This window comes from Streptomyces sp. NPDC045778, assembly GCF_056431945.1.
Genome location: NZ_JBWKJZ010000053.1, coordinates 24,732 through 43,620, shown reverse-complemented (window position 1 = coordinate 43,620; position 18,889 = coordinate 24,732). Strand labels below are relative to the sequence as shown.

The window sequence follows — 18,889 nt, the reverse complement described above, 5'->3', positions numbered from 1 at the left end:
GGCGATGCCGTGTGGTGGGTGTGGGGGGGGTTCCTCTATGGGGAAAAGAGGGAGCGGGGGGGGGGGGGGCCCCCCTCCACCCCCCCCCCCCCCCCCCGCTCCGGAGCACACGTCGTCAGCCAGGGCGGACAGGCCCCGGAGGCCTCAGACCTCGACGACGACGGGCAGGATCATCGGGCGGCGGCGGTAGTTGTCCGACACCCACTTGCCCAGCGTGCGGCGGATGAGCTGCTGCAGCTGGTGCGGTTCGACGACGCCGTCCTGGGCCGACTTCTCCAGGACTTCCTGGATCCGCGGGATGACCTCGCTGAAGACCGCGTCCTCGATGCCCGAGCCGCGGGCCTGGATGTGCGGGCCACCGGTGATCTTGCCGGTCGTCGAGTCGACGACGACGAAGACCGAGATGATGCCTTCCTCGCCGAGGATCCGGCGGTCCTTGAGCGCCGGCTCGGTGACGTCGCCGACCGAGAGGCCGTCCACGTACACATAGCCCGCCTGGACCTTGCCGACGATCTTGGCCTTGCCCTCGACGAGGTCGACGACGACGCCGTCCTCGGCGATGACGATGCGGTCGTGCGGGACGCCGGTGAGGGCGCCCAGCTCGGCGTTGGCGCGCAGGTGGCGCCACTCGCCGTGGACCGGCATCAGGTTCTTGGGCTTGCAGATGTTGTAGAAGTACAGCAGCTCGCCGGCCGAGGCGTGGCCGGAGACGTGCACCTTGGCGTTGCCCTTGTGGACGACGTTCGCGCCCCAGCGGGTGAGGCCGTTGATCACGCGGTAGACCGCGTTCTCGTTGCCCGGGATGAGCGACGACGCCAGGATCACCGTGTCGCCCGAGACGATGCGGATCTGGTGGTCCCGGTTGGCCATGCGGGACAGGGCCGCCATCGGCTCGCCCTGCGAACCCGTGCAGACCAGGACGACCTCGTGGTCGGGCAGGTCGTCGAGCGTCTTGACGTCCACGACCAGGCCCGGCGGCACCCGCAGATAGCCGAGGTCACGGGCGATGCCCATGTTCCGGACCATCGAGCGGCCGACGAAGGCGACCCGGCGGCCGTACTCGTGGGCCGCGTCCAGAATCTGCTGGATGCGGTGGACGTGGCTGGCGAAGCTCGCCACGATGATGCGCTTGCGGGCGCCCGCGAAGACCTGGCGCAGGACGTTCGAGATGTCCCGCTCGGGCGGGACGAAGCCCGGCACCTCGGCGTTCGTGGAGTCGGAGAGGAGAAGGTCGATGCCCTCCTCGCTCAGCCGCGCGAACGCGTGCAGGTCCGTCAGGCGCCGGTCCAGCGGGAGCTGGTCCATCTTGAAGTCGCCCGTGTGCACGACCATGCCCGCGGGGGTGCGGATCGCGACCGCGAGGGCGTCCGGGATGGAGTGGTTGACCGCGACGAACTCGCAGTCGAAGGGGCCGAGGCGCTCCCGGTCGCCCTCGGCGACCTCGAGCGTGTACGGACGGATACGGTGCTCCTGGAGCTTCGCCTCGATCAGGGCGAGGGTCAGCTTGGAGCCGATCAGCGGGATGTCCGGCTTCTCGCGCAGGAGGAAGGGGACACCGCCGATGTGGTCCTCGTGGCCGTGCGTGAGCACGATGCCCTCGATGTCGTCGAGGCGGTCACGGATGGACGTGAAGTCCGGCAGGATCAGGTCGATTCCGGGCTGCTCCTCCTCGGGGAAGAGCACTCCGCAGTCGACGATCAGCAGACGCCCGTCGTACTCGAAGACCGTCATGTTCCGGCCGATCTCGCCGAGGCCGCCGAGCGGGGTGACCCGCAGGCCGCCCTTCGGGAGCTTCGGCGGGGCGCCGAGTTCAGGATGCGGATGACTCAAAAGACTCTCCTCACCACGCGCGCCACGTACCTCCAGGGCACGTGGCGCGCGTGACGTTCGTGCAGTAGCAGTTATAGGTGCGGGCACTTGGCCCGCGGTGTGTTGCGTATTGAGTTGTGAAGTCTGTGTTTAGAGCTGTACCCCGCCGGCCGCAAGATCGATCTTGAGCTGGGCCGTCTCCTCCGGGGAGAGTTCGACCAGCGGCAGCCGCAGCGGTCCCGCGGGGCGCCCTTGCAGGGTGAGCGCCGCCTTCGTGGTGATCACTCCCTGCGTACGGAACATGCCTGTGAAGACCGGAAGCAGCTTCTGGTGGATCTCCGTGGCTTTCTGCACGTCGCCGTTGAGGTGCGCCTCCAGGAGGGCGCGCAGCTCGGGGGTGACCACGTGGCCGACGACGGAGACGAAGCCGCAGGCGCCGACCGAGAGGAGCGGCAGGTTGAGCATGTCGTCACCGGAGTACCAGGCGAGGCCGGAGCGGGCGATGGCCCAGCTGGCGCGGCCGAGGTCGCCCTTCGCGTCCTTGTTGGCGACGATACGCGGGTGCTCGGCGAGACGCACGATCGTTTCGGTGTTGATCGGTACGCCGCTGCGCCCCGGGATGTCGTACAGCATCACCGGCAGGTCGGTGGCGTCCGCGATCGCGGTGAAGTGCCGGTAGAGGCCGTCCTGCGGGGGCTTGTTGTAGTACGGGGTGACGGTCAGCAGGCCGTGGGCGCCGGCCTCGTGGGCGGCGCGGGCCAGTTCGATGCTGTGGCGGGTGTCGTTGGTGCCGACGCCGGCGACGACGTGGGCGCGGTCACCGACCGCCTCGAGTACGGCCCGTACGAGCTCGTTTTTCTCCGCGTCGCTGGTGGTCGGGGACTCGCCGGTGGTGCCGTTGACGATCAGGCCGTCGTTGCCTGCGTCCACCAGGTGGGCGGCGAGCTGCTGCGCGCCGTCGAGGTCGAGTGCGCCGTCCGCCGTGAAGGGCGTGACCATGGCGGTGAGGACCCGCCCGAAGGGGGTCTGCGGAGTCGAGGTCGGAGCCATGGGTAACACGCTACTCGCTGCTCAGCGCGGGGTCGCCCCTCGGGGGATGTGCTGGGTCTGACACTCAGGGAGCCCGGCACTGCCTGCTCGGGGGTTCAAGCAGTGCCGGGTCCGTTTGATCAGGCTAGATGAACTTCTAGAAATGCCGCAATACGGACACTTCTGTCGGTTCGTCCGCACATCTGTGCCGTGCCGGGCCGACCGTGCCCCGGCCCAGGAGGCGGAGACACCGGAGCGGGACACGGTGCGCGGGGCGCGACAGCGAGGGGGGTGGGCGACGAAGAGGACGCGGGCCGACAATCGGCCGTGCGGCGACCCCTCATGACAATCTTCGGCGAATTTGCTGAAAGCGGGCACCTTTTGGCCGATTCGAGCGTCTGTCCAGGTAGCAGAGTTCCGTTCGAGACTCGTGAGGAGACGCGCGCCCCATGTTCCGTCGGCGAGAGCCCGTTCCGTTCGCCTTCATCGCCGAAGCCGACAAGTTCCGCAGCAATGTCACTCCCCCACCCCGTGAGCGCGCCACGGCCGGTCAGGTCGTGGGCCGCACGCTCATCGGGCTCACCGTGGTCGCCGGTCTCGTGGGCTCCCTGCTCTTCGGCGTGCCCGCGATGTCCCCCGACCAGTCACCGGCCAAGACCCAGCAGTCCGAGGCCTCCGAGGGCCGCTGACGGCTCTTGAGGACCGCGTACGACACGGACGGGCGCCGAGGCACCCCCTTGGCCCCGTCGGGTACCCCCTTGGGCCCCCAACGCTGGTAGCGGGGGGCACGGCTCGATAGCCTCACCGGGCACAGCCCGTGCGTGGAGTGAGTGAGGACCAGCCGTGCCCCTGCCTTTCCTGACCGCGGACCGCGCTTTCGACGACGCGGCCACGGACGCCGCGCTCCCGTTCGACGACCGCGACCACTGGCGCCGGCCTTACCGCCCGGGCCCGTGGCGCGTTGCCGCCGCCGCGGTGCTGCTGCTCCTCGCCTCGTACGTCCTCGTGGCCGCCGTGATCATCGCCTTCGCCGGAGGCCTGGCGGGCGCAGGGGTCTGCGTGGGCGTGGCCGTCCTCGTCATCTGTGCCGCCCTGCGGCTGCTGCGCGCGGGCACTTGGGTCAGCGCCCACGGCCTGCGGCACGTGACCTTCTTCCGCACCCGGACCGTGCCGTGGGCGCGGATCGCCTCCGTGCGCACCATCCAGCAGCCCGTGCGGTGGCTCGGGCTTCCCCGCACGGTGCAGGGGCAGGCCCTGATGCTCGTCCGCGTCGACCGGCCCGCGGACGAGCGGGCGACGCTGCTGACCGACCGCGGGGCGGACTTCCTCGCGCGCCGCACGGCCTTCGACCGGGCCGCCGACACCATCGAGGTGTGGGCGGACGAATACAGCCGTACGGCCTAGACGTCGTAGGCGTACGGCGGTCAGACGCTCAGCGGCCTGCCCTCGTGCAGGGCGATGGCCCGCTGCATGGCCTTTCGCGCGCGGGGGGTGTCCCGGGCGTCGTGGTAGGCGATGGCGAGGCGGAACCAGCAGCGCCAGTCGTCCGGGGTGTCCTCCGTCTCGGCCTTGCGCCGGGCGAAGACCTCGTCGGCGGAATCGCGGTCGATGCGTCCGCTGGGCGTGCGCTTCAACTCGTCGACGGGCAGGCCGCCTTCGGCCTCCAGCTCGGCCGCGAGCCGGTTGGCCCGCTGGACGAAGCGCGTGTTCTGCCACAGGAACCACAGGCCGATGGCCGGCAGGACGAGCACCGCGACCCCGAAGGTCACGGTCAGCACGGTGCCGTGCTGGATGAGCAGCACGCCACGGCTGCCGACCAGGACGAAGTAGACGACCAGGACGGCGGCCGTGACGGCGTAGGTGATCTTTGCGCGCATGGGTTCGGCTCGGCTCAGTCCAGGTCCAGGAAGTGTTCCAGGCCGAAGGTGAGGCCCGGGGTCGCCACGACTCGGCGGGCGCCCAGGAGGATGCCCGGCATGAAGCTGCTGTGGTGCAGCGAGTCGTGGCGGATCGTGAGGGTCTCGCCCTCGCCGCCGAGCAGGACCTCCTGGTGGGCGAGGAGGCCGTTCAGGCGCACCGCGTGCACGCGGACGCCGTCGACGTCCGCGCCGCGGGCGCCCTCCAGGGCGGTCTCCGTGGCGTCGGGCTGCGGGGCGCTGCCCGCGGCCCTGCGCGCCTCGGCGATGAGCTGGGCGGTGCGCGTGGCGGTGCCGCTGGGGGCGTCGGCCTTGTGCGGGTGGTGCAGCTCGACGACCTCGACGGAGTCGAAGTACGGGGCCGCGAGCTGTGCGAACTTCATGGTGAGGACCGCGCCGATGGAGAAGTTCGGCGCGATGAGCACGCCGGTCTCCGGGGAGGCGTCAAGCCAGGTGCGCAGCTGCGCGAGACGCTCGTCGTTCCAGCCCGTCGTGCCGACGACGGCGTGGATGCCGTGCCGGACGCAGAAGTCGAGGTTGCCCATCACGGAAGCGGGCGTGGTCAGCTCGACCGCGACCTGGGCTCCGGCCTCGACCAGCGCCTCCAGCTTGTCGCCGCGGCCGAGGGCCGCCACCAGTTCCATGTCGTCGGCCGCCTCGACGGCTCGTACGGCCTCGGAGCCGATCCGGCCCTTGGCGCCGATGACCGCCACGCGCAGCTTGCTCATCTGCCTGTTTCCTTAACCGAGTTCTGAGTCGGACGGGACCTGGGTCCGGGAGTCCCGGGCCTAGGCCACCGCTTCGTGCAGGCGGGCGGCCTGCTTGTCCTTGAGCGGGCCTATCGCGGAGAGCGAAGGGCGCTGCCCCAGGATGTCGCGGGCCACCTCGCGCACCTCGTCCGGGGTGACCTCCGCGATCCTGGCCAGCATGTCGTCGACCGACATCTGCTCGCCCCAGCACAGCTCGCTCTTGCCGATGCGGTTCATGATCGCGCCGGTGTCCTCGAGGCCGAGGACCGTGGAGCCCGCGAGCTGGCCTATCGCGCGCCTGATCTCGTCGTCCGTCAGGCCGTGCTCGGCGACGTGGTCCAGCTCGTCCCGGCAGATCTTGAGGACGTCGTGGACCTGGCTGGGACGACAGCCCGCGTACACGCCGAACAGACCGGCGTCGGCGAACGCCGAGGTGTACGAGTACACGCTGTAGGCCAGGCCCCGCTTCTCGCGGACCTCCTGGAACAGGCGGGAGGACATGCCGCCGCCGAGCGCGGTGTTCAGCACGCCCATGGCCCAGCGGCGCTCGTCGGTGCGGGCCAGGCCCGGCATGCCGAGGATGACGTGGGCCTGCTCGGTCCTGCGGTCGACGACCTCGACGTGGCCCGAGGCGCGCACGCGGCGCACGCCCGCGCGCGGGGCGATGGGCGTGGCGTCGGTGCGTGTGAGGGCGCCCGCCTTCTCGAACGCGGCGCGGACCTGGCGGACGACCTTCTGGTGGTCCACGTTGCCCGCGGCGGCGACGACCAGGTGGGTGGGGTCGTAGTGCCGCTTGTAGAAGCGGCGGATGCGGTCCGCGGTGAGGGCGTTGATCGTGTCGACCGTGCCGAGGACCGGACGGCCGAGAGGGGTGTCGCCGAGCATCGTGTGCGCGAACAGGTCGTGCACGCAGTCGCCCGGGTCGTCCTCCGTCATCGCGATCTCTTCGAGGATGACGCCGCGCTCGGCGTCGACGTCCTCCTGGCGGATCAGCGAGCCGGTGAGCATGTCGCAGACCACGTCGATGGCCAGCGGCAGGTCGGTGTCGAGCACGCGCGCGTAGTAGCACGTGTACTCCTTCGCCGTGAACGCGTTCATCTCGCCGCCGACGGCGTCGATCGCGGAGGAGATGTCCAGGGCGCTGCGCTCGCGGGTGCCCTTGAAGAGGAGGTGCTCCAGGTAGTGCGTCGCGCCGTTCAGGGACGGCGTCTCGTCGCGGGAGCCGACGTGGGCCCAGATGCCGAAGGTGGCCGAGCGGACCGACGGGAGGGTCTCGGTGACGACGCGCAGCCCGCCGGGGAGGGTGGTCTTGCGGACCGTGCCGATGCCGTTCTGGCCCTTGATCAAAGTTTGGGTACGGGCGACGGCCCGCCCCTCCGAGGAGGGGCGGGCCGTCGTCGTGGTGCTACGCGACGTCACTTGTCGGTGTCGTCCTTCTTGTCGGTGGCGCTGTCGTCGCCCTCTTCACCCTCGATGACGGGGATCAGGGAGAGCTTGCCGCGGGAGTCGATCTCGGCGATCTCGACCTGGACCTTCTGGCCCACGCCGAGGACGTCCTCGACGTTCTCCACGCGCTTGCCGCCGGCGAGCTTGCGGATCTGCGAGATGTGCAGCAGACCGTCCTTGCCCGGGAGCAGCGACACGAACGCGCCGAAGGTCGTCGTCTTCACGACGGTGCCCAGGTAGCGCTCGCCGACCTCCGGCATGGTCGGGTTGGCGATGCCGTTGATCGTGGCGCGGGCGGCCTCGGCGGCCGGGCCGTCGGCGGCACCGATGTAGATGGTGCCGTCGTCCTCGATCGTGATGTCGGCGCCGGTGTCCTCCTGGATCTGGTTGATCATCTTGCCCTTCGGGCCGATGACCTCACCGATCTTGTCCACCGGGATCTTGACGGTGATGATCCGCGGCGCGTTCGGGGACATCTCGTCCGGAACGTCGATCGCTTCCATCATCACGTCGAGGATGTGCAGGCGGGCGTCGCGGGCCTGCTTCAGGGCGGCGGCCAGGACGGAGGCCGGGATGCCGTCCAGCTTGGTGTCGAGCTGGAGGGCGGTCACGAACTCCTTGGTGCCGGCGACCTTGAAGTCCATGTCGCCGAAGGCGTCCTCCGCACCGAGGATGTCGGTGAGGGTGACGTAGTGCGTCTCGCCGTCGATCTCCTGGGAGATCAGACCCATGGCGATGCCGGCGACCGGGGCCTTCAGGGGCACACCGGCGTTCAGCATCGACATGGTGGAGGCGCAGACGGAGCCCATGGACGTCGAGCCGTTGGACCCGAGGGCCTCGGAGACCTGACGGATCGCGTAGGGGAACTCCTCGCGCGTCGGGAGCACCGGCGTGAGGGCGCGCTCGGCGAGGGCGCCGTGGCCGATCTCGCGGCGCTTCGGGGAGCCGACGCGGCCGGTCTCGCCGGTGGAGTACGGCGGGAAGTTGTAGTTGTGCATGTAGCGCTTGCGCGTCACCGGGGAGAGGGTGTCGAGCTGCTGCTCCATCCGGAGCATGTTCAGCGTCGTCACGCCCAGGATCTGGGTCTCGCCGCGCTCGAACAGGGCGGAGCCGTGCACGCGCGGGATGGCCTCGACCTCGGCGGCCAGGGTGCGGATGTCGGTGACACCGCGGCCGTCGATGCGCTTCTTCTCCTTGATGACGCGCTCACGGACCAGGGCCTTGGTCAGCGAGCGGTACGCGGCGGAGATCTCCTTCTCGCGGCCCTCGAACTCCGGGAGCAGCTTTTCGCCGGCCAGCGCCTTGACGCGGTCCAGCTCGGTCTCGCGCTCCTGCTTGCCCGCGATGGTCAGCGCCTGGGCCAGCTCGGGCTTGACGGCGGCCGTGAGGGCCTCGAGCACGTCGTCCTCGTAGTCGAGGAAGATCGGGAACTCGCCGGTGGGCTTGGCGGCCTTGGCGGCGAGGTCCGACTGGGCCTTGCACAGGACCTTGATGAAGGGCTTCGCGGCCTCGAGGCCGGCGGCGACGACCTCCTCGGTCGGCGCCTCGGCGCCGCCCTTGACCAGCTCGATGGTCTTCTCGGTGGCCTCGGCCTCGACCATCATGATCGCGACGTCGCCGTCCTCGAGGACGCGACCGGCGACGACCATGTCGAAGACGGCGTCCTCAAGCTCGGTGTGCGTCGGGAAGGCGACCCACTGGCCCTTGATGAGGGCCACGCGCGTGCCGCCGATCGGGCCCGAGAAGGGCAGGCCGGCGAGCTGCGTGGAGCAGGAGGCGGCGTTGATCGCGACCACGTCGTACAGGTGGTCGGGGTTGAGCGCCATGATCGTCTCGACGACCTGGATCTCGTTGCGCAGGCCCTTCTTGAAGGACGGGCGCAGCGGGCGGTCGATGAGGCGGCAGGTGAGGATGGCGTCCTCGGAGGGGCGGCCCTCCCGGCGGAAGAAGGAGCCGGGGATCTTGCCGGCCGCGTACATCCGCTCCTCGACGTCCACCGTCAGGGGGAAGAAGTCGAGCTGGTCCTTGGGCTTCTTGGACGCGGTGGTGGCCGAGAGGACCATCGTGTCGTCGTCCAGGTAGGCGACGGCGGAGCCGGCGGCCTGACGGGCCAGGCGGCCCGTCTCGAAGCGGATGGTGCGGGTGCCGAAGGTGCCGTTGTCGATGACGGCCTCGGCGTAGTGGGTCTCGTTCTCCACTAGCGGTTTCTCCGTTACGTAGCGTCTTTTCACCCCTGGGCCCGTGTGGCCCGGGGTCCGCCCCTGCCCGTGTGGCGTGGGAGCGGTGCGGAGAAGCGCGCCTTGGGTGCGGGCCGGTCTTCGATCGAAGCCCCCGGGGACTCGTACTCGCGTATCCCGGAGGCCACTACCGAGGACCGGCGGCGGCTGGGTGCGCTTCTCCTTATGTGGTTGTGCCCGCTTGTGCGGTGTGCCGCTTATGCGGTGTGCCCGCTTATGCGGTGGTGGCCGCGGTCGTGCGACGGGGCCCGCGCGCTGGCGCGCTCGGCCCGGCACACACGTCCGGGGCTGTGTCGGACGTCACCAGACTACAAAGGGTCGGTGACACCGCGCACGTACAGCAAAGGGAGCGGCCCCCTTCGAGTGCTTCGAGTGGGAACCGCTCCCTTCACGGCGTCTTACTTGGCGCCCGCCGCACCGCGGCGGATGCCGAGGCGCTCGACCAGGGCGCGGAAGCGCTGGATGTCCTTCTTGGCCAGGTACTGAAGCAGACGGCGACGCTGGCCGACCAGGATCAGCAGACCACGGCGGGAGTGGTGGTCGTGCTTGTGCGTCTTCAGGTGCTCGGTCAGGTCCGAGATGCGACGCGAGAGCAGCGCGACCTGGACCTCGGGGGAGCCGGTGTCGCCCTCCTTCTGGCCGAACTCGGTCATGATCTGCTTCTTCGTGGCGGCGTCGAGCGACACGCGTACTCCTTGTGATGTCTTTTGTCGCCTCCGAGTGCCCCTGGTCTTCTTCTCAGGGGTGCTTCCGGTACTCGGGAGGCAGGGGGTCCACCTGGGAGAGGTGGGGTCCGCCTTGCGGCGGGATGCCGCGTGGCGCGGTCCACCGGCCGGGGGCCTGGGGGATGTGCGCAGACATGCGGGCGTTACACAGCGTACCAGCCTGGGCGTGGCGCCTCTGTGCCGCTGGTCCGGAGCGGTCCGGAAGCGGGCCGGCAGCGGTGGGGAGGCGGCTCGGAGGCGGGCCGGGCCTGGTCCCATGATGCCTCGCCTGATGCCTCACCTGGCGTATGGCCCGATGCGTCGTCGCAGGTCGCGCGCCGGGCGCCCGCCGGTCACGCCCCCTCGACGCCGAGTGCGCCGTAAGCCGCCCCCTCGTCTCCTTCGCTCCCGTCGCCCCGCTCGGCGCGCAGCTCCTTGGGGGCGATGAAGACCCGGCCTCCCTCGACGAGCACGTCGGTCTCCCCCGGTTTCACGGGGCCTGCGCCGTCCGGGACGCTGAAGAGCAGGAAGGGGGTCTCCCTCCCCGACTCGGGGTCCAGGCTCACGACGGCGTCGGGGGCGACGCCGTCGGCGCTCCCCCGGAAGGCGAGGAGCTTGCCGCCGCTGAGTTCCAGCGGGTACATCGCGCCGCGGCCCCGCGAGTCGAACTTCTGGACGACCTTGCCCGTCGCGAGGTCGAACGAGACGATCCGGTTCACCTCGGGGTCCTTGGGCTTGGTCGCGAGGAACAGGCGGTCACGTTCCGCCACGATGGCATCGCAGGTCTCGACGGTCCCGAAGCGGGCCGTGAAGCAGTCGTCGATGTAGCGGCCCTCCGGCATGTCGACCGTGGACCGGTAGGCGCCGAGGTCGTCGAGGGCGAGCAGCTTGTCCACGCCGGAGCCCCTGACCGCGACGGCCACCACGGCGGGCTCGGCCGACACGAGGTGCACGCGCTGCACCCCGCTGGCGACGTTGTACGTCCACAGCGGCTTGCCGGTACGCGGGTCGAGGCGCTGGACGCGGTACGTACGGTCGGCGTCGGCGCCGCACTCCCGCAGGGCGAGCAGCACCTTCCCGCCGGCGACTCCGGCGTTCCGGCAGACCGAGGGGCGGGTGTCCTGCCAGAGGCGCTCGCCGCCCTTCATGTCGTACGCGACGGATCCGCGTCCCCAGGCGACGGTGACCGTCCCGCGGATCAGGGTCACGTTCGTGCTCGTCGGGGAGGCGTCCTTGGCGTCGGGGAGGGCGACCTGCCAGAGCTTCTTGCCGGTGTCGAGGTCGAGGAGGGCGAGCTGGGTGCAGGGGGGCGGGGCGGGAGCGGGCTCCTTCTTGGCCTTGTCCTTCTTGCCCTTGCCCTTCTTCTTGTCGCCCTTCTTGCTCCCCTTCTTGTCGCCGTCCTTCTTCTTGTCGCCCTTCTTCTTGTTCTTGTCGTCCTTCTTGCTCTTCTTGTCGCTCTTCTTGTCCTTGGGCTTCTTCTCAGGCTCCTTCGTGGGCTCCTGGAAGAGGACCGCCGTGCGTCCGTCCGCCGTGACGTGCCGGGTCGTGCCGCAGATGGTTCCGCCGAGGTCGGTCGACCACACCTCCTTGGAGGTGCCGAACGCGAAGCCCTTGAGTGTGCCGCCGACGCCGCGTACGAGGGTCTTGTCCGTCGCCCAGGTGCCGGGGGCGCGTACGGAGGCGTCCCGGCCGAACCGCTTCTCGAACTCCTTCTCCCGGTAGTCGACGGCCAGGTGCCCCACGGGGGAGCCGGGAGCCGTCTCGGCGGTGTCCCTGATGTCGTCCGGCGCCTGCTGGGCGGCCTTCGCGTCCTGGTTCCCCGCCTCGCTTTCGTCGGCCGCGGCCCAGAGCATCCAGCCGCCCGCGCACAGCACGAGGGCCAGGAGTCCGGCCAGGCCCGCGAGCAGGCGCGCGCGGCGCTGTCTGCGCGCGTCGTCCACGGCCAGGACGGACTGGGTGAACTGGGAACGGGGTGGGCCTTGGCTCACGCTGGGGCGCCTTTCTCCGGGCCGACCAAGAGGCGGGATGACACTGGGGCGCCGCACGTCAACCGGTCAGCGCCGAAGGCAGAGTACGGAAGGGCCGCGCGCCTCCGTACGCCGGTGTCCTCCCGCCGACCGCTCGCCGGTGGCACCGCGGGCGGCCGGGGCCGCCGGACTGGCAGGTTCCGGCGCGGGCGTTGGGTACGTTGCCCACCATGCCCATACCGCCGCAGCAGCCCGGCCCTCAGCAGCCGAATCCGTATCAGCAGAATCCGTACGCCCAGCAGCCTCCGGGCCCGGTGCCCCCGAGCCCCTACGCGCAGCCTCAGGCCCCCGCGGGGCAGCCGCCGGCCCCGGTGGGGCAGCCACCGGCCTTCCCGCCGTACGGCGCGCCGCCGGCGGCCAAGAGACCGGTGCCCGCCTGGGTGTGGGGCATCGGGGGCGCGGTGGTCGCCTCGGCGGTCTGGGCGGGGGTGCTCTTCGCGGGCGGCACGCTGGGTGGCGGCGACGACGAGGCCGACCTCGCCGGCTATCACTTCCAGAAGAACCTCTGCGACGCCGTCACCATCGACGCTTTCAAGGAGCGTTACGAGCCACGGCTCGGAAGCGAGCCGAACAGCCACTACGCCTCCAAGCAGCGGGGCCTCGACGCCAACAACTGCAGCTGGAGCCTCAAGGACAAGAACGCGAGCGCGAGCGACTACAGCAGCGTCTTCGTGAACAGCACCGCGCAGTGGCACAAGAAGAGCAACCCCAAGGGGGAGTTCGCCTCGCTCTACAAGGGGTTCGAGGACCGGACGGGAGGCACGTACGCGTACACGACGAAGTCCGTCGGCGGCATCGGCGACGAGGCCTACCTCATCGTGGAGAAGCGGTCCGCCACGGGCAGCAAGACGGGCCCCAAGGAGTTCGGCGGCATGACGCTGGGCGTGCGTGACGGGTGGTTCACGTTCGAACTCCAGTGGAGTTGGTACGGGAGCAGTACGAGCGGCAGCTCGAAGGCGCCCTCCGAGCAGGAGGTCGAGAAGATGATCAAGTCGGACGCCCGGGACGCCCTGGCCGCGCTCAAGAAATCGTGACCCCGCGCGCGGCCGCCCGAGGGTGACCGGCCGTATGCGCTCCGCGAGCCGCGGCTGCCAAGTAGGGTGTGCGCACAGCGCGTTCGTACGTCGGGAAGGGGCCGTTCCGCCATGGCCGAGGCACAGGACGAGGAAGTCAGGGCACGCAAGGAGCGCGAGAAGAACGAGCTCTACGCTCTCGACATCTCCGGGGTCGAATGGCAGAGCGCCCCCGGTACCGAGACGCACGAGGAGCGGGTGGAGATCGCCCATCTCCCGGAGGGCGCGGTGGCGATGCGGTCTTCGCTCGCACCCGAGACCGTGCTGCGGTACACGAAAGCCGAGTGGAACGCCTTCGTACTGGGGGCGCGTGACGGGGAGTTCGACCTGGAGCCCGCGCCGCACAACGGGGGCGTGCCCGCGGCCGATTCGTCGGAGTGAGACAGGCCCGGCCGGGCGGCCGGGTTCGCCAGGAGCCTTGGAAGGGGCGGAAGCGGTGCGTACCGCTTCCGCCCCTTCGCCGTGTCCCCAGGGGCATTTCATGGCGTTTGGCGGTGTGCGACCGGTTTGCTCGTGATGGTGCGGAGTCGGTGACCGTCCTTGAGTGAGACATGGCGCGAAGGACGTCGTTCGGGGGGCGGACTTGCCTGCCGTGCTCGTGCTTTTGGTGATTAGGCTGGGACGGGGCGCGACGTCAGAACCCGCGAGTGGGGTGCACGCGTCCGTCACACGGGGAGAGCCAGGCGGATCGGACGACAGGAACGGTCGCCCCCCACCACGGCATGAGCGTGCTCGAGCACACCAGGAGGCATTGTGAACAGCGATCGGGACAAGATCCGCGGCGGCTGGGACGCACCCGTCGACGATCAGTCCGACGCGGAGTCCGCTGCCGAGACGACGGGCGAGTTCACCATCGACTACGCCCCGCCCGCCTGGTACACGCAGAACGCCTCCGGCAGCAGCCAGGACACGTCGGCCGCGCCGCCGGTGTCCACGCCGCCCCCGCCCGTCTCCACGCCGTTCGCGGCGGGCGGCGATGGCGAGCCCTCCGGGGACGAGGCTGCCGGAGCTTCCGGTTCCGGCGAGTCCGGCGGTACGCCCGCTCCCGTGCCAGCCGTGCCCAAGCTTCCCGTCGGCAGCGGCTTCCAGCAGGACTGGACCGTGCCGCCGCCTCCCACGGGGCAGCCGCTGCTCCCGCCCCCTCCGGCGGCGCCGCCGGTGTCCGGCGGAGCCTCGGACTGGAGCGGGGCGGTCGCGGGGACCGCCGCTCCGTCCGTTCCCGTACGGGGGGTAGGGGCCGCAGATGCTGACGGCGACGACGGCGGCGACCTGGAGAGCGGTGCCACCGTGCGGTTCTCGGCTGCCGCGCTGAAGCGGGAGATGAGTGAGCGGGGGGCCGCCCGGGCGGAGGGCTCGGCCGAGGCCGACGCCGAGGTTCCGGCTGAGGCGGCGGCTTCGGATGAGCCCTCCCCGGACGCGACCGCTACCCCGGGCGAAGCCGCCGCCGGAGACGGTGAGGCTGAGCCCGAAGCCGAGGACGGGTCTGGGGCTGGTGAGACCTCGGCCTCGGACGAGGAGGGCACCCACGAGGCAGCCCTCAGTGACGGGGCTCCCGACGACGCGGCCCCCAGCGACATGGCACCCGACGACTCGGCTCCCAAGACCGTGGCCCCCGAGGCGGAGGCTCCCAAGACCGTGGCCCCCAAGGCAGAGGCTCCCGAGGCGGTGGCTCCCGTCGACCCCGCGAGCGTTATGGCCGAAGCTGCCGGCGGAACCGCAGCGGATACCCCTCTCCCTCTGGCACCTCCCCCCATGGCACCGGCTCACGCTGCCGCGCTGGCCGACGCACCGCCGCCCTCCGGAGCGCCCGTCGACGCGCCGCCACCCTCCGGCGTACCCGCCGACGTGCCGCCCCCCTTCGCCGCGCAGCCCGAGCCGCAGCAGGCCCAGCCCCAACAGGCACAGCCCCAACCCCCGGCCCCCGTCGACCCCCGCGCCGCAGCCGCGCCGGAGGCCGGCCCCGGTGACGTACAAGACGCCACGCCCCCCACCTGGACCCCGCCGCCCGCGCCGCCCGCGCCGCAGGGCGGGCTCCCGCCGCTGCCCCCCGCGTTCCAGCCCGCCGCACCCACGGCCGCGCCCCAGTGGCCCGCGCAGAGCCAGGCCGCGCCCGGCCCCGAGGCCCAGCCCCCGGCCGCGGCGCAGCCCCAGCCGCCCGTCGAGCCGCAGGCGCCCGCGCCCGTGCCGCAGGCCTGGAGCACGCCCGCCGCGCAGCCGCCCGCCCCGGCCGCGCCCGAGCCGCAGAGCGGCTACGGCTTCCCCGCGCAGCCCGCGCCCGTACCGCCGCAACAACAGCAGCCGCAGCAGCAGCAGGGCTACGGCTTCCCGGCATCGATCCCCCACCAGGCCCAGCCGCCGCAGGCCGCCCCGCAGCCGCTCCCGCCCGCGCAGCCCCTGCCCGAGCCGCAGCAGGCACAGCCGCAGCCGCCGCAGGTACCCGTCGACCCGAGGGCCGGAGCCGCCTGGCCGCAGCCCGTGCGGCACGATCAGCGCGAGCGCACCAACCCGGGGGCGCCGCTCGGGTACACCGCCGCCGTGGAGCTGTCCTCCGACCGGCTGCTCAACAACAAGAAGCAGCGGACCAAGAGCAGCCGTCCCGTCGGCGGCTCCCGGTTCCGGCTCGGCGGCAAGAAGGAGGAGGCCGAGCGGCAGCGGAAGCTGGAGCTGATCCGCACCCCGGTGCTCTCCTGCTACCGCATCGCCGTCATCAGCCTCAAGGGCGGCGTCGGCAAGACGACCACGACGACCGCGCTCGGCTCCACCCTCGCCAGCGAGCGGCAGGACAAGATCCTCGCCATCGACGCCAACCCGGACGCCGGTACGCTCGGGCGGCGCGTGCGGCGCGAGACCGGGGCGACCATCCGCGACCTCGTCCAGGCCATCCCGTACCTCAACTCGTACATGGACATCCGGCGCTTCACCTCGCAGGCGCAGTCCGGGCTCGAGATCATCGCCAACGACGTCGACCCGGCCGTGTCCACGACCTTCAACGACGAGGACTACCGGCGCGCGATCGACGTCCTCGGCAAGCAGTACCCGATCATCCTCACGGACTCGGGCACGGGGCTCCTCTACAGCGCGATGCGCGGGGTGCTCGACCTCGCCGACCAGCTCATCATCATCTCCACGCCGTCCGTGGACGGGGCGTCCAGCGCCTCCACCACGCTGGACTGGCTCTCCGCGCACGGGTACGCGGAGCTGGTGCAGCGCTCCATCACGGTCATCTCCGGGGTGCGCGAGACCGGGAAGATGATCAAAGTGGAGGACATCGTGTCGCACTTCGAGACGCGGTGCCGGGGGGTGGTCGTGGTGCCCTTCGACGAGCACCTCGCCGCCGGGGCCGAGGTCGATCTCGACATGATGCGGCCGAAGGTGCGGGAGGCCTACTTCACCCTTGCCGCGATGGTGGGTGAGGACTTCGCCCGGGCGCAGCAGGCACAGGGGCTGTGGACCTCGGACGGGAACCCGCCGCCTCGGGTGGCTCCGCCGCTGCCGGGGCAGCAGGGGTATCCCGCGCCGGGGGCTCAGCCGTACGGGGGCGCCCCCGGGGGCTACCCCCAGCAGCCTCAGGCCCAGCCGCAGCCGGGGCAGGTGCCTCCGCCGCAGCCGTAGCCCTTCGCCCTACTTCGCAGGCCCGTGCCGTCCTCGGTGCGGGCCTGCCCCATTTGGGCTGATGCCAGGCGCGACGGTTGCTCGGCGCCGCGGGCTGTGCCCACCCGTTCCGCCCCCTGGGCGGACCAGCTGCCCACAGCAGGAAGGGCGTCATCCTCTGGCCTGGAGGGCGTCACTGGTCTTGACCAATGCGGATGAAATCCCGGTCAACTCGTTATTTCCGCAGGCCACATGGGGTTCACCGGCCGTTGACGCGTGCAGACTGGCGCTGGTAGACACACAGCATCCAGCGGGCCCCTCCTTGATCGACCACACGTACACCAGCCGTACTCAGTCGCAACTCAGTCGTAAGCAGCCATCCCTGCGCGAGCGATGACGCGAGGTCACCGACCCATGGACAGACAAGATCAGCACGGCAGAACCCGTACAGGGCGCCACCCGGCACCCTCCGCACGGTCCCGGCTCCTCGTCGCGGGCGGCGCCCTCGCCGCCCTCGGTCTCACGGCCGGGCTCGCGACACCGCTCAACCCGGCCCCGCAGCAGGCCGAGGCCAAGGCCGACGGCAAGAAGACGCTCACCGTCGCGGTCGCACAGAGCGTGGACTCGCTCAGCCCGTTCCTGGCCCAGCGGCTGCTCAGCACCAGCATCCACCGGCTGACGTACGAGTACCTCACGAACTACGACGCGAAGGACAACCACACCGTCCCGGGGTTCGCCACCAAGTGGGAGCCGTCGGCGGACAAGCTCACGTGGACGTACACCATCCGGACCGACTCCACCTGGTCCGACGGGAAGAAGGCGACCGCCGAGGACGCCGCCTGGACGTTCAACAAGATCATGTCCAAGGAGGGCACGGCCACCGCCAACTCGAACTTCGTCACCAACTTCAAGAAGGTGACGGCGCCGTCCCCCACCAAGCTGGTCATCGAGCTGAAGAAGCCGCAGTCGACCATGGCGGCGCTCGACGTGCCCATCGTGCCCAAGCACGTCTGGGAGAAGGTCGGCGACCTGTCCAAGTTCAACAACGACAAGGACTTCCCCGTCGTCGGGAACGGCCCCTTCGTCCTCGACGACTTCAAGGTCGACTCGTATGTGAAGCTGAAGGCCAACGACGACTTCTGGCGCGGGAAGCCGAAATTCGACGAGCTGGTCTTCAAGACGTACAAGGACCAGGACGCGGCCGTCGCCGCGCTCAAGAAGGGCGAGGTGTCCTTCGTCGCCGGGCAGCCCGCCCTCACGCCCGCGCAGGCCAACGGCCTCAAGGGCGAGCCCGACGTCAAGGTGAACAACGGCCCCGGACGGCGCTTCTTCGCCATCGCCACCAATCCGGGGGCGCGGACCCTGGACGGGAAGAAGTTCGGCGACGGCCACCCGGCGCTGCTCGACAAGCGGGTCCGGCAGGCCCTCTTCCTGTCCGTCGACCGCAAGACGATCGTGGACAAGGTCTTCCAGGGCAACGCCGTCGAAGGCGCCGGCTACATCCCGCCGCGCTTCTCCGACTACGCCTGGCAGCCGTCCCCGGAGCAGAAGCTCGCGTACGACCCGAAGCGGGCCGCGTCCCTCCTCGACCAGGCCGGCTACAAGAAGAACGGCGACGGCAAACGCGTCGGCAAGGACGGCAAGCCCCTCGACCTCCGCATCCTCTGCCACGCCACCGACCCCAACGACAAGGCCGTCGGGAAGTACCTCAAGGAGTGGTGGGGCGATCTCGGCATCGGGCTCAAGGTGAACTGTCTCGACGACGTCTCCGTGCCCTGGTACGCCGGTGAGTACGACCTCGCCTTCGACGGCTGGTCGGTGAATCCGGACCCGGACTTCGTCCTCGGCATCCACACCTGCGCCGCCCTGCCGGAGAAGGCCAAGGAGAGCGCCGCGACCGACAACTTCATCTGTGACAAGAAGTTCGACGAACTGTACGAGAAGCAGCTCGCCGAGTACGACCCGGCCAAGCGCGCGGCGATCGTCAAGCAGATGCAGTCCTGGCTGTACGACTCGGGCTACATGAACGTGATGGCGTACCCGAACGCCGTCGAGGCCTATCGCACCGACCAGATCAAGTCCATCACCACCATGCCGGAGGCCGCGGGCAACATTTACGGCCAGGACGGCTATTGGAGTTGGTGGTCGGCGACCCCGGCGAGTGGGGACGGCAGTTCCGATGGGGGCGGCTCCACCGGTGTCATCATCGGTATCGCCGTCGCCGCGGCGGTGGTCGTGGGCGGCGGAGCCCTGATCGCCCTGCGCCGCCGCTCGACCGCAGAGGACCGCGAGTAACGGATGACGAAGA

14 protein-coding genes are annotated in these 18,889 nt (G+C 70.6%); 6 read left to right on the top strand and 8 right to left on the bottom strand.

What is annotated here, in order from left to right; all coding sequences use genetic code 11:
• Positions 1-144: 144 nt before the first annotated feature.
• Together AC07GB_RS37965 and dapA are read right to left on the bottom strand one after the other, a co-directional pair.
• On the bottom strand, positions 145-1,830 hold the full coding sequence (locus tag AC07GB_RS37965; RefSeq protein WP_478853798.1) for a ribonuclease J: 1,686 nt from the start codon (positions 1,828-1,830) through the stop codon (positions 145-147).
• 129 nt (positions 1,831-1,959) lie between these two features.
• The gene (gene dapA, locus AC07GB_RS37960; RefSeq protein ID WP_478853796.1) at positions 1,960-2,859 is read right to left on the bottom strand and encodes a 4-hydroxy-tetrahydrodipicolinate synthase; all 900 of its coding nucleotides are present in this window, start codon (positions 2,857-2,859) and stop codon (positions 1,960-1,962) included.
• A gap of 428 nt (positions 2,860-3,287) precedes the next feature.
• Here dapA and AC07GB_RS37955 point away from each other — a divergent pair, with 428 nt between their 5' ends.
• On the top strand, positions 3,288-3,527 hold the full coding sequence (locus tag AC07GB_RS37955) for a hypothetical protein (protein ID WP_478853794.1): 240 nt from the start codon (positions 3,288-3,290) through the stop codon (positions 3,525-3,527).
• A 154-nt stretch (positions 3,528-3,681) separates the two neighbouring features.
• Positions 3,682-4,242 (top strand): PH domain-containing protein, encoded by a 561-nt coding sequence (locus AC07GB_RS37950; RefSeq protein ID WP_478853792.1) that lies wholly within the window; start codon positions 3,682-3,684, stop codon positions 4,240-4,242.
• A gap of 20 nt (positions 4,243-4,262) precedes the next feature.
• On the opposite strand, the gene AC07GB_RS37945 is transcribed toward AC07GB_RS37950, so the two are convergent.
• The 6 genes from AC07GB_RS37945 to AC07GB_RS37920 form a co-directional block, all read right to left on the bottom strand.
• Positions 4,263-4,715 (bottom strand): tetratricopeptide repeat protein, encoded by a 453-nt coding sequence (locus AC07GB_RS37945; RefSeq protein WP_478853790.1) that lies wholly within the window; start codon positions 4,713-4,715, stop codon positions 4,263-4,265.
• Positions 4,716-4,729: 14 nt separating this feature from the next.
• Positions 4,730-5,482, bottom strand: coding sequence for a 4-hydroxy-tetrahydrodipicolinate reductase (dapB, locus tag AC07GB_RS37940; protein WP_478853788.1), 753 nt, complete (start codon positions 5,480-5,482; stop codon positions 4,730-4,732).
• Between the two features lie 60 nt (positions 5,483-5,542).
• Positions 5,543-6,922: a M16 family metallopeptidase gene (locus AC07GB_RS37935; protein ID WP_478853786.1), complete on the bottom strand. Its 1,380-nt coding sequence runs from the start codon at positions 6,920-6,922 to the stop codon at positions 5,543-5,545.
• A complete protein-coding gene (locus AC07GB_RS37930; RefSeq protein WP_478853784.1) occupies positions 6,919-9,147 on the bottom strand; it encodes a polyribonucleotide nucleotidyltransferase in 2,229 nt (742 codons plus the stop codon). Before AC07GB_RS37930 ends, AC07GB_RS37935 begins: the two co-directional genes overlap by 4 nt.
• A 437-nt stretch (positions 9,148-9,584) precedes the next feature.
• Entirely contained in the window at positions 9,585-9,872 is a 288-nt protein-coding gene (gene rpsO / locus AC07GB_RS37925) for a 30S ribosomal protein S15 (RefSeq protein WP_055568703.1), read from the bottom strand.
• Between the two features lie 371 nt (positions 9,873-10,243).
• Positions 10,244-11,878 (bottom strand): outer membrane protein assembly factor BamB family protein, encoded by a 1,635-nt coding sequence (locus AC07GB_RS37920; RefSeq protein WP_478853782.1) that lies wholly within the window; start codon positions 11,876-11,878, stop codon positions 10,244-10,246.
• Positions 11,879-12,087: 209 nt separating this feature from the next.
• Between AC07GB_RS37920 and AC07GB_RS37915 the strand changes: the two genes are divergently transcribed.
• The 4 genes from AC07GB_RS37915 to AC07GB_RS37900 all read left to right on the top strand — a co-directional run bounded on the left by AC07GB_RS37915 (position 12,088) and on the right by AC07GB_RS37900 (position 18,876).
• Positions 12,088-12,951, top strand: coding sequence for a hypothetical protein (locus AC07GB_RS37915; protein WP_478853780.1), 864 nt, complete (start codon positions 12,088-12,090; stop codon positions 12,949-12,951).
• A 111-nt stretch (positions 12,952-13,062) separates the two neighbouring features.
• A complete protein-coding gene (locus AC07GB_RS37910; RefSeq protein WP_478853778.1) occupies positions 13,063-13,371 on the top strand; it encodes a DUF397 domain-containing protein in 309 nt (102 codons plus the stop codon).
• 372 nt (positions 13,372-13,743) lie between these two features.
• Positions 13,744-16,602: an SCO5717 family growth-regulating ATPase gene (locus tag AC07GB_RS37905; RefSeq protein WP_478853776.1), complete on the top strand. Its 2,859-nt coding sequence runs from the start codon at positions 13,744-13,746 to the stop codon at positions 16,600-16,602.
• Between the two features lie 393 nt (positions 16,603-16,995).
• Positions 16,996-18,876 (top strand): ABC transporter substrate-binding protein, encoded by a 1,881-nt coding sequence (locus tag AC07GB_RS37900; RefSeq protein ID WP_478853774.1) that lies wholly within the window; start codon positions 16,996-16,998, stop codon positions 18,874-18,876.
• Positions 18,877-18,889 lie beyond the last annotated feature (13 nt).